The following is a 14,396-nucleotide window of genomic DNA, read 5'->3' on the forward strand; positions in this document are numbered from 1 at the left end:
TCAGGACATCCTCTGGCGTGGCGGCGGTCGCACGCCCCACGCCCAGAGCAAGGCCAGCCCGGCCACCAGTCCGCCCAGATGGGCGAAATGCGCCACACCGGCCACTGTGCCGGTGATGCCGAAGATCAGTTCGGCCAACCCGTAAAGCGTGACGAACAGCCAGGCCGAAATCGGCACCGGAATCGGGATCAGCATCAGCTTCTCCCGCGGGAACAACATGGCGAAGGCACCGAGCAAGCCGAAGATGGCGCCGGACGCGCCGACGGTCGGGAACATGCGCCCCGGCTCGAAGAAATACACCACGGCCAACTGGGCCACGGCCGCCGCCACCAGGCAAGTGAAGTAGTACACGGTGAACCGCCGCGCACCCATCACCCCTTCCAGCAAGCTGCCAAACATGTACAGCGCGTACATGTTCAGCACGATATGCATGACGCCGCCATGCATGAAGCCGTAAGTCACCATCTGCCACAGACGAAAGCCGAGACTTCCGCCCTCGCTGGAGAACACGACGTCGGGGCCCAGCGGCCACAACGCGAACCAGCGTGAGAGCGCCAGCGTCTGGTCGTCACCCAGCAAGGTCTGCAAGGCGAACACTAAGACGTTCGCGATCAATAGCGCACGGGTCACCGGCAACATACGCGACGGCATCGATGCAGCTCCCTCAGGCCGCCAGCGGGGTCGGCTGGAGGATCTCGATCCAGTATTCGTCCGGATCGCGGATAAAGGCGATATGGCGCATGCGACCATCCGTCAGGCGCTTCTGGAAGGTGACGCCAAGCTCCTCAAAACGCGCGCAGGCAGCATTTACATCCGGCACGCTGACGCACAGGTGACCGAAACCGCGCGGCTCGCTGTTGCCGTTGTGATACGGCGTGGCCGCCTCCTTCTCGGTGCCGTGGTTGTGCGTGAGTTCCAGCACACCCGGCTGGCGCAGCATCCACTCGCGACGCGCCGCATCGTCATCGGGAATCACGGACGTATCGCCGACCAGCACAAGGTAAACGATGGTGAACGCGGCTTCGTCGAACACGTTCTTGTAGACCGGCGTGAAGCCGAGCACGCGCGTGTAGAAATCCAGCGACACGTCCAGATCGCGCACGCGGATCATGGTGTGGTTGAACACGTAGCCATGGGTCACGGCATCCGGCGATGCGGTGACGCCCGGCAGCGAAGTAAGGTCGGAAAGGGGCATGGGGAAGGCTCCTGGGGCAAACCTTAGAGGGTGGGCATGAAAGAGTGACAAATCAAGCACTCAGGCCCCTCGAAGATTCCTACGTCAACGCGACGACAACGCAAGATGGTTGTAGGAGCGCGCTTGCGCGCGATGCACGGTTACCGCAAGAACCCATCGCGCGCAAGCGCGCTCCTACAGGTGAAACGGTTCGCGAGCACCCATCGCCGATGCGATTGCCACAAGGGTGCCTCAGCGTACGGAGAGCCGTCGGGCCGCCGCCGGGGCGCGACTTGAGGAGCCGAGGGTAGGTGGTCGGACAAGACCGCGCAGCGGGGCCGGTCAGGATGACCGGCCTTTTTCGCCGAGACAGGGATGTCGAGTCGAAAAATCCCGACCACCTGCCCGAGCCCGAAGGGGCGAAGCCATAAGACGCGGGCCGCGCAGCGTCCCTCCTTTCCCGAGGGACGGCGGAGCGGGAGCGCCCCGGCGGCGGCCCGACGGCTCCCCCCGCCACGCCCGAGCGCCGCGAGCAATGCCGCAGGCGAGCCCCACCTACGAAGCGACTACCTCAGCCACATCAATCGCGCTTCGGCGCAAACGACAGCAACAGCAACACCACCGCCAACGCACCGTACGCGGCGACGAACTGCCACACCAGCGAACGCGACGCCGCGTCGAGCACCCACGGTAGATAGACCGAGCCGATCGGCTGCACCGAGTGGATGATGCCGAAGGCCGTCAACACGCCACCCAGCGCGACGATCGCCGCGGCCTTGCGCACGTGCCCATCGATCATCGCCACGACAAAACTTGCCCACACCATCGAGGTGATGATGAAGCCGTTGCCGAGAATCACGATGACTGCCATGTCCGAAATGCCATGGCTGTTCTCCGCGTACAACGCGGCGAAATGCGCCGGATCGACGATGGACGGATCACCGAGCTTGATCGCCAGCAGCCGTGCGATGGCCGGGAAAAATGCGAAGACCACCGCACCCGCATAACGCACGGGTGTTGCCTCGAACGCCTGCGTCGTGATGCCGATGGAAACAAACACGAGGATCGGCGCCAGCACGGCGACCGGCAGCAGCTCCACGAGGTTCGACAGGTAACCGAACACGCCACCCAGGCCGATGATGAGACCGGTTGCCAACGTGTAACCCGTGCGCGCGCCCATCGCCTTGTACGCGGGCTGGCCGATGTACGGCGTGGTCTGTGCGACACCGCCGCAGAAACCCGCCACCAGCGTCGCCAGCGCCTCGACCAGCAAGATGTCGCGCGTGGAGTAATCGTCACCCGCCGCACGGGCGCTCTCGGTGACATTGATACCGCCCACCACCATCAGCAGGCCGAAGGGCAGGATCAGCGGCAGGTAAGGCACCGTGGCCGGAAGGCCATCCAGGAAGCCCAGGCTGGGCAACGGCAGGCCCAGGCGCCACTGCCACGCGGCTGGCGCGTGGTAGCCGCTACCGAGCAGCCCTGAGGGCCCCAGGCCGTAATACAGCGCGACACCGACGATGAAGGCACCCAGCACGCCGGGCAAGCCGAACGGCAATCGTCGCTTCGCGATCAACGCGTACAGCACGATGCCCAGGCCCGCGAAACCGACCACCGGCACGCGCAGAATCTCGATCAAAGGCAGCAGGCCCATGAGCACCAACGCGATGCCCGCGATGGAACCCAGCAGGCCGGCGCGCGGCACGGAACGCTGTACCCAGGCGCCGAAGAACGACAGCACGAACTTGAGCAGGCCCATCACGACCAGCGAGGCCATGCCCAGGTGCCAGGTCGCTTCGGCCGCCGCGTTGGCATCCAGGCCCGCCTGCCGATAACCGGCGAATGCAGGCCCCAGCACCAGCAGGGCCATGCCGATGGTCGTCGGCGCGTCGATGCCCAGCGGCATCGCGGTGACATCATCGCGCCCCGTACGGACGGCCAGACGGCGGGCCATCCAGGTGTACGCAAGATTACCCAGCAGCACGCCAAACGCCGTACCCGGAAACATGCGACGGAACACCAGGTCGGCCGGCATGCCGAAGATGCCGATCAGCGCCGTGGCGAGAAAGGCCAGCAGGGAAAGATTATCGACGACGAGTCCGAGCACGCCGTTGAGGTCGCCGCCGCCGAAGCGACGACGCGTGGAGATCGTGCCGCTCATCAGAACGAGACCTCGGCCGGCTGGGTCACACGCAACACCGACTGGTCGCCGGTCTTCGCCTTCCAGGCGACGCGGATCGCATCGACCGCCGCGCGATGCGCGGGCGAATCCGGGTAGAGCAGCACGATCAGTTTCGAACGCAACCGTTCCGGTGCGGATTGATCCTTGCCCTGCCACTGGCCGTAGACATCGACCACGCTCAGCCCATCAGGAAAACGCGGTGTCACTTCCTTGTCGAGGAACTGCCTCCACCCCGCTTCGTCGATGCCACCTGGACGGCCCTCCAGGCCCAGGCCGAAATACAGTTCGGTGCGCACCCAGCCCTGGGTGGCGCCCGGGTGGGCCGCGTCGCCGCTGAGCGTGGCGGCCCCGCTCGCCTGCGGCGGATTGGCCGCGCAGGCGGACGTTGCCGCCAGCAAGGCGGCGAGCAGAAAACCGTGGGAGAGCTTCATCCGGACCTCGACATGGAACATTTCAAACGGACGTCCATACGGCTAGGCGTCCGATGTGTTGACAGAGCGTACACTGCAATGCAACAAATAGGGAAACTGGCGCGACGCATCGGCGCCACAAGGGCCTCTACGTGATTCCGCATCCTGTCCTACCGACCTTCCGCGCCGGCCGCTTCGTGGCCTGCCGATGTCGGCTGGATGCGTCCCCGCGCGGCTGAAGCCGCCCTTCCATCGCCGTACCGATCCCTGCCGCTGCCCTTGACGGGCGGCGTCCGTCCCGTATTCCCAGGAACGTCCATGCGCCACACCCGCTTGTCCTTCGCCCTCGCACTCGCCCTGCCCGCCAGCGCCCTCGCACAGCAGGCCGAGCCCACCCAGGCCTCCACCCTCGAACAGGTCGTGGTCACCGGCACGCACGCGAAGGATCGCACCGTTCTCGACTCCCCGGTGCCGGTGGACGTATTGACCCCCGAAGACCTCCGCTCCGCCGGCGCCGTGAACGGCGAACTCGGCCAGGCCCTGGCTACCCTGCTGCCCTCGTTCAACTTCCCCCGCCAGTCCAACTCGGGCGGCTCCGACCACGTCCGCGCCGCCCAGTTGCGCGGCATGAGCCCTGACCAGGTCCTCGTGCTGGTCAACGGCAAGCGCTTCCACACCTCCGCCCTGGTCAACAGCGACACCAAGATCGGCCGCGGCACCACCCCGGTGGACTTCAACGCGATCCCGGTCAGCGCCATCAAGCGCATCGAGGTGCTGCGCGACGGCGCGGGCGCCCAGTACGGCTCGGACGCCATCGCGGGCGTGATCAACATCATCCTCGACGATGCGCCCGAGGGTGGCGAGGTAACCACCACCTACGGTGCCTTCCATACCAATTTCCGCCCCCTGGGCCGCGAGATCACGGATGGCCAGAGCAGCTTCTTCAGCGCCAAGGCGGGCACCAAGCTGGGTGGCGCCGGGGGCTTTCTCCGCGCTGGCATCGAGAGCAACAACCACGACGCCACCAACCGCGCAGGCCCCGACCAGATCCCCTCCTGGAAAAACCCTTCGCCGGCCAACCTCGCCCTCCAGGGCAAGCGCAACTACGCCGCGGGCGACCCGCAGAACGAGAGCTACAGCGGCTGGTTCAACGCGGAGCTACCGCTTGGCGACACAGTGAAAGGCTATGCCTTCGGCACCTACACCCAGCGCCGCACGATCGGCGACAACTACTTCCGCTACCCCGACAGCGACGCCAACATCCCGTCCATCTACCCGAACGGCTACCGGCCCGAGTCGCTGGGCCACAACCGCGACCTCAACCTCACGGCCGGTGCCCGCGGCCGCCTGGGCGAGTGGGACATCGACGGCAGCCTGACCTGGGGCAGCAACACGTTCGACTACGACCTGCGTGACTCGCTGAATGTCTCGCTGGGCGACGCCAGCCCCACCCAGTTCCATGTGGGCAAGTACAACAGCACCCAGGGCACGGCCAACCTCGACCTGAGCCGCTCCATCGAGTGGGGCTCGAAGCTGTTTACCCTGGCGACGGGCGTGGAGTTCCGCAGGGAGGGCTTCCGCACCTATGCCGGCGACCCGGCGTCCTACGCGGTCGGTCCGGTGATCGGCGCGCCAACGGGAGCCCAGGCTGGCGGCGGCCTGACCCCGCAGGACACGGCCAACCTGCACCGGAACGTCGGCGCGGCCTACGTCGACCTGTCCGGTGACGTCACCGACCGCTTCTTCGTCGATGCGGCCGCCCGCTATGAGCACTACAACGACTTCGGCTCGGCCTGGACAGGCAAGCTCAGCGGTCGCTACGCCATCACCGACGCCATCGCGATCCGTGGCGCCGTGTCCAACAACATCCGTGCCCCGTCGCTCAGCCAGGTGGGCTTCGAGTCCACGGGTACCGGCTACGGCGCGGACGGCAAGCTGGTGGAGACCCGCGTCCTTTCGGTCAACGACCCCATCGCCCAGGGGCTCGGCGCCCGGCCGCTGCGTCCGGAGAAGTCGCGCAATGTCAGCCTGGGCGTCACCGCCCAGCTCGGCCAGGGATTCGACGCCTCTCTGGACATCTACCAGATCGACGTGAACCACCGGATCACCCTGTCCAAGCAGATTTCCCCGGACGGCCTACAGGACTACATCGCCAACCGCTTCGGCGTGCAGGGCATCCAGGGCGTGTCGTTCTTCACCAATGCGGTGGATACGCGGACCCGGGGTGCCGAGCTGGTCTCCAACTACCGACAGGCTGTCTACGGCGGCAACCTGATCCTGACGGCCACGTACAGCTACAACAAGAACACCATCCGCCATGTCCTGGCCACCCCGCCGGAACTGGCCGTACTGGGGGCCGACGCGGTGCTGTTCGGCCTGGAGGAGCGCAACACGCTCACCGATGCCGCCCCGCGCCAGCGCGGCGCGTTCACGGCGAAGTGGGACAGCTCCCGGTGGTCGCTGCTGGGTCGCCTGACCCGCCAGGGTGCGACGACACGCGTCTTCGACTTCGGTGGCGGCTTCGTGCCCCAGCAGACCTATGGTGCCCGCTGGCAGTTGGATGCCGAGGCGGAGTGGCACGTCACCGATCGCTTCTCGGTCGCGCTCGGCGGACAGAACATCACCGACCAGTATCCGAAGCGCTCCATTCCTGACATCGCCTATGCGGGCAATTTCCCGTACGACGTGATCTCGCCGATCGGTACGAACGGGGCGTACTGGTACGGCAGGCTGCGTTACAGCTGGTAACCCTCACCCGACCTGTAGGAGCGCGCTTGCGCGCGATAGACCTTGCCGCGAGCCCCCATCGCGCGCAAGCGCGCTCCTACAACGGCACCGCAAGCGCGACACAAAAAAAGAGCCCGGCTTTCGCCGGGCTCCTTTCTGTAGCTACCGATCTTGCAAGGATTACTGCTGAACCTGCAGTTCCGTGCGACGGTTGCGAGCGCGGCCTTCGGCCGTGTCGTTCGTGTCGATCGGGTTGTTCTTGCCGTGACCGATCGGGCCTTCCAGGCGGTCAGCCGAGATGCCGTGCGAGGTCAGGTAATCGAACACGATCTTGGCGCGACGCTCCGACAGGCCCTGGTTGTAAGCGTCCTTACCGACGCTATCCGTGTAACCGGCAACCGTGACCTTGACCTGCGGGTAACGCTGCAGGGTGTCGACAGCCTGGTCGAGGACGCCCAGCGACTCGCTGGTCGGCTCCTGCAGGGACGGACCGATGTTCGTCTCGCCCTTCTTCGGACGGTCGAACTTGAAGTTGACGCCGCGCAGGTCGATGACGACCTTCTGCGGGCAACCGTCCGGACCGACGATCGTGCCAGCCGGGGTACCCGGGCACTTGTCGTCGCAATCGTTCACGCCGTCGCCATCGCTGTCGAGGGTCGAGCAGTCCGGCTGGGCCGGAGCCGGGGCAACAGCCGGGGCCGGAGCGGCCGGCGGCTCGCCGAAGCGCGAGACGAGCGAGAAGCCAAGGAACCAGTCGCCGTAGCCATCTTCACGACGGGTGGTCTTGTCGTCCCAGTCGTAACGGTAGCCGGCTTCCACGCGGAAGTCCGAGCTGTCGGTCAGGGTCTTGGACACGCCGACGCCGAGCTCGGCAGCCGGGGACCAGCCGTTGTTCGACGGGTTGTGGTGGTACGAGCCCATCACGCCGGCGAGCAGGTACGGACGCCAGCTGTCCCACGCACCGGCGTAGAAGCGAGCGGCAACGCCGTAGCTGTTGTTGGCCCAGTGGCCGTTACCGTCGTTATCACGCTTGGTGCGATCGGCGAAGATGTCGATCGAAGCGTTGTTGGAGATGAACTTGCCGAAGCCCAGACCGTAGTAGACCTGGCGGCTGTTGGTGTGGCGATCGGTGTCGTTGTAGTAACCGCCAACGGTCGGGGCGATGTACCAGCGGCCGTCATAGCCGTTACCCGCCGTGTCGGCGGATTCCTGCGCGTGAACGGCACCCACGCCGCCCAGGGCCAAACCAATCAGCAAAAACAAGCCCTTACGTTTCATCGGTGTCTCCTCATTATTGGTATTCGCGTCCGCGCTCCACCCCAGACGGAAATCGCGCGTAGAACTCTTATCGAATCCGGGGACTTCGGCCGTCCCTCGCTTTGATACCCCTTCAACGGGCGGCGGCAGTTTAGCAAAAATCAAACAATTGAACACGTGCTAAAAACCGCCGTTCATACTTGAGTCACGGCCATTATCAAGCCGTGAAGAGCGTCATGAATTCGTGAATGGGCGTGGCGTCGAGTTTTTCCGGAGAAGCGGTGAGGGCCAGAATCTTTTCCACGCGGTCGGCCGGCATCTCGGCGCGCAGCGCGGCCTCGAACTTCTTCAGCAACACGGGGATACCTTCGGCGCGGCGCTTGCGGTGGCCGATCGGGAAGTCGATGGAGACCTTTTCCGTGCTGGAACCATCCTTGAAGAACACCTGGACCGAATTGCCGATATAGCGTTTTTCGGCATCGAAATAATCCTTGGTGAACTGCGGATTTTCGACCACGGTCATTTTGTCGCGGAGGGCGTCGATTCGCGGATCGGCGGCCACATTGTCATTGTAATCGTCGGCAGTCAGGCGACCGAAGATAAGCGGCACGGCCACCATGTACTGGATGCAATGGTCGCGGTCGGCGTAATTGGCCAGGGGGCCGGTCTTGTCGATGATGCGGACGCCGGCTTCCTGGGTCTGGATCTCGACGCGCTCGATCTCGTCGAGGCGGTTGCCAACCTGGGCGTGCAGCTGCATGGCGCACTCCACGGCCGTCTGGGCGTGGAACTCGGCCGGGAAGCTGATCTTGAAGAGCACGTTCTCCATGACGTAGCTGCCGAACGGACGCTCGAACTGGAAGGCGTTGCCCTTGAAGGCCACGTCGTAATAGCCCCAGGTCTTGGCCGACAGGGCCGAGGGGTAGCCCACCACGTTGCGGTAGACGGCGTTGATGGCATGGGTGACGGCGCGGCGGCAGGCGTCGCCGGCAGCCCAGCTCTTGCGCGGGCCGGTGTTCGGGGCGTGGCGGTAGGTGCGCAGGGCGCCGTTGTCGATCCAGCTATGGGAGACGGCGGTGGTGACATGGTCCTTGTCGCCGCCCAGCATGGCCGTGGTGACCGCCGTGGAGGCGAGGCGCACCAGGATCACGTGGTCCTGGCCGACGCGGTTGAAGCTGTTCTGGAGGGCGTAGCAGCCCTGGATCTCGTGGGCCTTGATGGCATAGCCCAGCACGTCACGGACGGTCAGGGCCTTGCCGCCTTCCTTCTGCGCCTTGCGCGACAGGTAGTCGGCGACCGAGAGGATGGCGCCCAGGTTGTCCGAGGGGTGGCCCCACTCGGCGGCCAGCCAGGTGTCGTTGAAGTCGAGGTAGCGGATCTGGGTGCCGATCGCGAAAGCAGCCTGCACCGGGTCGAGGACGTGCGAGGTGAACGGCACGCGGACGCCGTCGGCCAGGGTGGCGCCCGGGACGATGGGGCCGAGGTGCTTCACGCAGTCCGGGAACTTCATCGCCAGGGCCGAGCAGGCCAGCGAGTCGAGGAGCATGTAGCGCGCGGTGTCGTAGGCCTCCTGTGAGTCGATGGTGTAGTCGGCCACGTAGTTGGCGATGTCCACCAGCGGCTGGTCCGGATCGGGACGCGTGGCGGAACGGATGTCGTGTGCGCTCATGGACTTCACTCGTGAGGGGTTGGGAAAGCCCACGATTTTAGCCGGGTCGCCTGCGGACAGTCTTGCCGCGCCGCAACCGACGAGGGAGAATGCCCGCCACTATAGCCCAAAAGGGAGTAGTTCCGCGAGGCATACCCGCCTCGTGCGCGCCGATCGTCAGTACGGACGCCTCATGCGTCCCGGTCGTCGCGGCGGCTTCGCGCCGGGAACGAGACTTTTGCGGTGACGACGGGCGCGCGTACCCGTCGCCGCCGCATTTGTCTTCACCGAGCGCGCGAAGGACCCGCCCCATGGATTTCCTCACCCCCGAATTCTTCTCCGGCCTGGCAGCCATCGTGCTGCTGGACCTCGTGCTGGCCGGTGACAACGCCATCGTGATCGCCTTGGCGGCCCGCAACCTGCCCAAGCACCTACAGACCAAGGCGGTGTTCTGGGGCACCTTCGGCGCCATCGCCGTACGCATCGCCCTCACCTTCGCGGTGATCTGGCTGCTCAAGCTCCCGGGCCTCATGTTGGTGGGCGGCCTGCTGCTCCTGCCCATCGCCTGGAAGCTCCTGACCCAGGACGACCACGACCCGGACGTGGTGGCGGCCACGGGCTTCTGGCCCGCCATTCGCACCATCGTGGTCGCCGACGCCCTGATGGGCCTGGACAACGTCCTGGCCATCGCCGGCGCGGCCAAGGGCCACATGGGCCTGGTCGTGCTGGGCCTGGCGATCAGCGTGCCGCTGGTGGTGTGGGGCTCCACCTTGATCCTGAAGCTGATAAGCCGCTTCCCGGTCATCGTCTACATCGGCGCGGGCGCCATCGCCTGGACCGCCGCCCGGATGATCGCCCACGACCACCTGACCGCTCCGTGGTTCGATGCACGCCCGTGGGCCCCGTGGGCGCTCGACGCGCTGCTGGTGGTGGCCGTGTGTGGCGGAGGCTGGCTGGCGGCCCGTAGGAGCGCGCTTGCGCGCGATGGGGGTAGTGGGAAGGCTTGATGGGGCGTTATCGCCAGCTCCATCGCGCGCAAGCGCGCTCCTACAGTGGGTGAGGCATCCAAAAAAAAGGCCGCCCGAAGGCGGCCTCCTGGATCCCCACGAACGACTCGCTCAGAAGCGGAAGCGGACGTAAGCGGCTGGACCGTTGAGCTTCATGTCCAGGTCGAGGTCGTAGCGACGCTTGTTCTGGTTGAGGCGGATCTTCGTATAGGCGTACTCGGCGCCGAAGCCGACGTTCTGCCACGGGAACCACTCCAGGCCGATCGCGGCATCGTAGATGTGGCCGTTGAGGCTGCCGCCGTTCTTCTTCACGCCCGACGCATTGACGTACATGCGCCACTGGTCGTTGAACGAGTGACGCCAGCCAAGCTGCAGGTTCGGCGCCCAGGCGCTCTCGTTGGCGCTGGCACCGGCAGAGAAGTTGTCGCCGTTGACAGTGGCCGAACCGTAGATGCTGGCGTGCACCTTGTAGTACGCCGCACCCAGGCCGACGCCGAACACATCGTTGCCGGTACCGAACCACCACTTGTATGCAGCGCTGCCGAAGGTGAACTTGAGATCACCCTTCGCGCGGGCCGTGGCTTCGATCGGCGTACCGAGGAAGTTGATGCCGTCGGACAAGGTCTTCGAATGATCGCGATCGACTTCGTAGTAGTCGAACGAGAAACCCTGATGCTCGCCGATCAGGAAGTCCAGCCGCACGCGAGGCACGGCCTAGTGCTTCTTGAAGTCGAGGTCGCGCTCGAGATTCAGGTTGCCGCGCGAGTTCAGGATATCGGTGTGCGCACCGATGTTCGTGTCGTTGTTGCTGTAGTAACCGCCCACCCAGAGGCTGATGTTGTCCAGCGCGGGGGACTGGGATTTCTTGACGTAACCGCTGTCCTGCGCATGCGCGACGGCACCGAAGACAGCGAACGAAGCGAGTGCGAGGCCCGCGGTGGCCTTGCCGAAGCGATGATGGCGAATGCGCATGTAAGGAAACTCCCTGCAAGTCTTTTCTATGTGTGTGTTCGAACCCCCGTTTGAAATCTTAACGAACACTTATGTGTGCGGGATGTGCACGGGAACTTGCGAGTGTTCCAGACACGCATGGTGAATGCATTGTGAAAACATTGCGCACGCGTTAACTACAACGTGATGGGAAGCCGCACGGTGATCGTCGAATCCGGCGTATCGCGAGTCACGCCAACACCCAGCGTCACGTTCAGCGTTTCCTTGTCGTTGAAGCGATACGAACCGCCAATCAGCAGCGAACCCAGCGTTACACGCGCCGAACCGGGCACGGATTTTCCGTTTTGCGTGGTGCGTCCCACAAAGCTCTGGTCGTAGCCGACGCTGATCGACGCCTTCTCGTTCAGCGAAAGGCCCATGCCCAGGCTGACATCCGCGATGTCGCCGGCTTTCACGTCGCCGAGAAACTGCGTTCCCTCGCCCAGCACATGCCTGCTGACATTGCTGCGCTCGAAATTATGCAGGTAGCTGACATTGCCGAAAAACACGACAGGATCTGACGGATAGAGCCACGTCACGCCGGCCTGCGCCGAGTAGAAACCCGTGCCGGTGGGGCTTTGCAGCGGCAGACCTGTGCCGGTGAAGTTCTCCAGGCAACGGGTGATGCAATCGGTGGTCACGTCGAAAGGATCGCGTCCGGTACGCGACTTGGCGCGTATCCATCCCACGTAGTAAGGCTTGTCGGCACCGCCGTCGTTCAGCTGGTAACGCAAGGTCGCCTCGATATCGCCGATACCCTTGCCACTCGTCGTGTAGAGGCTGTCCTGTGCGGTACCGGTGAAGATCTCGCGGCTGATCGTGTCGGTATGCGTATCCACGTAAGGTACGCGTACTTCCAGTTCCATGCGGTTGGTCAGGCCATAGCGGAACGCCACTGCGGCGGTTTGCGTGGTGGTCTTCACCTGCCTCACGTCGATGAGGCCGATGAGGATCGCGGGAATCACCGTATAGCCCACTAAGGCCACGCGATCGCTCGACGAGTAGCCGTACTGGTACGACGGCTCGACGATGAGTTTGCCGCGCGGCGTGAGCACGCCGGGCTGGTCGAAGATGGGTGCAACCTCCGGCGGTCGTTCATCCTCCGCAGGACGGCGCCCCACGGGGCTGGCCGCCACCGTATGCGATGACGAGGGTGGCGGCGGATCGGCCGCGGTCGCCACGGCCGCCGATCCGCCACGTGCCTCGTCCAGTGAGTTCAATCCCACCGCCTTGCGCAGGTCGGCGTACTGCGCCTCCTGCGCGGCGAGATCGCGCTTCATCTGCTCCAGTTCGGCCAGTTGCTCGGCCATGCGGCTTCGCATGGCGTCGAGCTTGCGCCCCTGCGCTTCGATCCTGTCGCGCAACGCAGGATCGGTCCCGGCATCCTGCGCGAAACAGGTACCTATCCACATGGGCAACAACGCGAGCGACCATGCGCCCGCGCGTACGCCCGCCTGCATCACCCTGCCATTGCGATACATGCGTTAGTTCCCCCGAAACTGGATCGTCGCGTCCTGTACCGCCTCGGCGAGCCGCAGGTTCTGCAGCATGTGCGCGGCGTTCACCGACGCGTCGATCGATGTGGTGGCCGAGATGGCCTGGTTGTTCAGCGAGTTCTGTATAACGAGTGCGCCGCTGGACGCTCCCATGTCGGTGGACACGCCGCCGATGCCGTTGGTGACGACCGTAGCGCGCAGGGCATTCGAGAGCGCCGTCGCCTGGTCGGCGGTGACGTGGGACAAGTCGGGGATGGTGACGCTGTTCTGCACCACCGCCTCGCCGTTGACCAACACCGTGCGCTTCAACGACAACGACGCGAGCAAGCCATCGCCGATATCGAAGCCACCACGCACCTCGTCGAGACGTGCGTCGGGCAACGCCGCCTGCGTCGTGAAGTCAGCCGCACGCACCGGCGCGCACACCGCCGCCAGGGCCATGCCAACGGCCAGGATTCGCCTTTTCATATATCCCCCGGCCCGCGCTTGGGCATCACGATGGGCGCGAGACCGTTGCGTTCGATGCCTTCGCCCAGCGGCGCGGCGGGCGCCACGGCCCAGTCGCGTGGACTGTTGAAGATCGCGCGGTCGCGCTGGTTGTGGATCACGAAGACGATGCGGTTCTTCCACAGATCGTCGAAGCGACGCTGCGACATCGAGCGCGTGCCGCGCGCGGGGTCGCCGATGAGCACGCGGCCATTCCGGTAGCCCTTCACCACCACGAAGTGGTGATAACCGCGCTCGTCGATCAGCACGATTGCGGGAATGCCCTCCTCGTCCAGCTTCGCCAGCGGCACCGCGAAACCGTCCGCCTCGAACCCACGCGAAGCCAGGAAACGCTTGATATCGAGCAGCGAGAACCCTTCACGACCGATCTTCGTGCGATCGCCCGAGGCATACATCACATCGAACGCCGCCTGTTCGTCGATGGGATAGGCGTACTGGTAGGTGAGCAAGGTCGCCACGGCCGCGGAGCCACAGCTGAAGTCGTATTTCTGCCGGATGGTGTTGCGGAATCGCGCTTCCTTCAGGCTCGTCAGGTGCATCGGATACGACGTGCCCGGCGAGGTCTGCACCTCGGCCCTGCCGGCGTGGACGACGGGTGTCGCCAGCAGGAAGAGGCTGAGGATGCAGGCGGTTTTCACGGTGTCATCCTGACGTTGACGATGGTCGCGTTCTGGATGAGCACGTTGTTGCCCGAGTTCTGGATCACCGTGGGCAGGCCCGCCGAACCACTGAACGCCGAGCCGGAGACAAGATTGCCGCCGCTGTAGGTACCCTTGGCCTGGTTGTCCGAGACGGTGCCGTTGAGCCGTTGGCGGGTGAGGTTGTTCGTGATGTCGCTACCGCCGGTCATCGTGGACAGCTGCGCGTTCGGCACCGGCGTGTCGAACGTGGTCTGCGCCAGGGCGCCCGTGGTCAGGACCAGCGCCAGGACACCGACACATGCTTCGCGAAACATGGGCATGGCATACCTCCGTTGACGAACGTCACGGGGCGCGATA

General features: G+C 65.0%; 14 protein-coding genes. 2 read left to right on the top strand and 12 right to left on the bottom strand.

Going from position 1 to position 14,396, the window contains the following annotated elements; all coding sequences use genetic code 11:
* The 4 genes from GAK28_RS16790 to GAK28_RS16805 form a co-directional block, all read right to left on the bottom strand.
* Positions 1-651, bottom strand: a complete 651-nt coding sequence (locus GAK28_RS16790) for a rhomboid family intramembrane serine protease (protein ID WP_291781731.1) — start codon at positions 649-651, stop codon at positions 1-3.
* 13 nt (positions 652-664) lie between these two features.
* Entirely contained in the window at positions 665-1,195 is a 531-nt protein-coding gene (gloA, locus tag GAK28_RS16795) for a lactoylglutathione lyase (RefSeq protein ID WP_291781734.1), read from the bottom strand.
* A gap of 559 nt (positions 1,196-1,754) precedes the next feature.
* The gene (locus tag GAK28_RS16800) at positions 1,755-3,335 is read right to left on the bottom strand and encodes a hypothetical protein (RefSeq protein ID WP_291781737.1); all 1,581 of its coding nucleotides are present in this window, start codon (positions 3,333-3,335) and stop codon (positions 1,755-1,757) included.
* Positions 3,335-3,787 carry a DUF3574 domain-containing protein gene (locus GAK28_RS16805; RefSeq protein WP_291781740.1) on the bottom strand — a complete coding sequence of 151 codons (453 nt, stop codon included), beginning with the start codon at positions 3,785-3,787 and terminating at the stop codon, positions 3,335-3,337. The genes GAK28_RS16800 and GAK28_RS16805 overlap by 1 nt, the downstream gene beginning before the upstream one ends.
* 297 nt (positions 3,788-4,084) lie before the next feature.
* Between GAK28_RS16805 and GAK28_RS16810 the strand changes: the two genes are divergently transcribed.
* Complete coding sequence (locus GAK28_RS16810) at positions 4,085-6,514, top strand: TonB-dependent receptor (protein ID WP_291781744.1); 2,430 nt, start codon at positions 4,085-4,087, stop codon at positions 6,512-6,514.
* Between the two features lie 159 nt (positions 6,515-6,673).
* On the opposite strand, the gene GAK28_RS16815 is transcribed toward GAK28_RS16810, so the two are convergent.
* The gene (locus GAK28_RS16815; RefSeq protein ID WP_291781746.1) at positions 6,674-7,771 is read right to left on the bottom strand and encodes an OmpA family protein; all 1,098 of its coding nucleotides are present in this window, start codon (positions 7,769-7,771) and stop codon (positions 6,674-6,676) included.
* 196 nt (positions 7,772-7,967) lie between these two features.
* Positions 7,968-9,419 carry a bifunctional 2-methylcitrate dehydratase/aconitate hydratase gene (locus tag GAK28_RS16820; protein WP_291781748.1) on the bottom strand — a complete coding sequence of 484 codons (1,452 nt, stop codon included), beginning with the start codon at positions 9,417-9,419 and terminating at the stop codon, positions 7,968-7,970.
* 290 nt (positions 9,420-9,709) lie between these two features.
* Here GAK28_RS16820 and GAK28_RS16825 point away from each other — a divergent pair, with 290 nt between their 5' ends.
* Entirely contained in the window at positions 9,710-10,405 is a 696-nt protein-coding gene (locus GAK28_RS16825) for a TerC family protein (protein WP_291781750.1), read from the top strand.
* Positions 10,406-10,516: 111 nt separating this feature from the next.
* On the opposite strand, the gene GAK28_RS16830 is transcribed toward GAK28_RS16825, so the two are convergent.
* The 6 genes from GAK28_RS16830 to GAK28_RS16855 all read right to left on the bottom strand — a co-directional run bounded on the left by GAK28_RS16830 (position 10,517) and on the right by GAK28_RS16855 (position 14,359).
* On the bottom strand, positions 10,517-11,116 hold the full coding sequence (locus GAK28_RS16830) for a hypothetical protein (protein ID WP_291781752.1): 600 nt from the start codon (positions 11,114-11,116) through the stop codon (positions 10,517-10,519).
* A gap of 3 nt (positions 11,117-11,119) precedes the next feature.
* Positions 11,120-11,377, bottom strand: coding sequence for a hypothetical protein (locus GAK28_RS16835; protein WP_291781755.1), 258 nt, complete (start codon positions 11,375-11,377; stop codon positions 11,120-11,122).
* Between the two features lie 155 nt (positions 11,378-11,532).
* Positions 11,533-12,876 carry an acetate kinase gene (locus GAK28_RS16840; protein ID WP_291781756.1) on the bottom strand — a complete coding sequence of 448 codons (1,344 nt, stop codon included), beginning with the start codon at positions 12,874-12,876 and terminating at the stop codon, positions 11,533-11,535.
* Positions 12,877-12,879: 3 nt separating this feature from the next.
* A complete protein-coding gene (locus GAK28_RS16845; protein ID WP_291781757.1) occupies positions 12,880-13,359 on the bottom strand; it encodes a hypothetical protein in 480 nt (159 codons plus the stop codon).
* Positions 13,356-14,036, bottom strand: coding sequence for a C39 family peptidase (locus tag GAK28_RS16850; RefSeq protein ID WP_291781758.1), 681 nt, complete (start codon positions 14,034-14,036; stop codon positions 13,356-13,358). Before GAK28_RS16850 ends, GAK28_RS16845 begins: the two co-directional genes overlap by 4 nt.
* Complete coding sequence (locus GAK28_RS16855) at positions 14,033-14,359, bottom strand: hypothetical protein (RefSeq protein ID WP_291781759.1); 327 nt, start codon at positions 14,357-14,359, stop codon at positions 14,033-14,035. The genes GAK28_RS16850 and GAK28_RS16855 overlap by 4 nt, the downstream gene beginning before the upstream one ends.
* Between the last annotated feature and the right edge of the window lie 37 nt (positions 14,360-14,396).

The organism is Luteibacter sp., assembly GCF_009912395.1.
Classification (GTDB): Bacteria; Pseudomonadota; Gammaproteobacteria; order Xanthomonadales; family Rhodanobacteraceae; genus Luteibacter.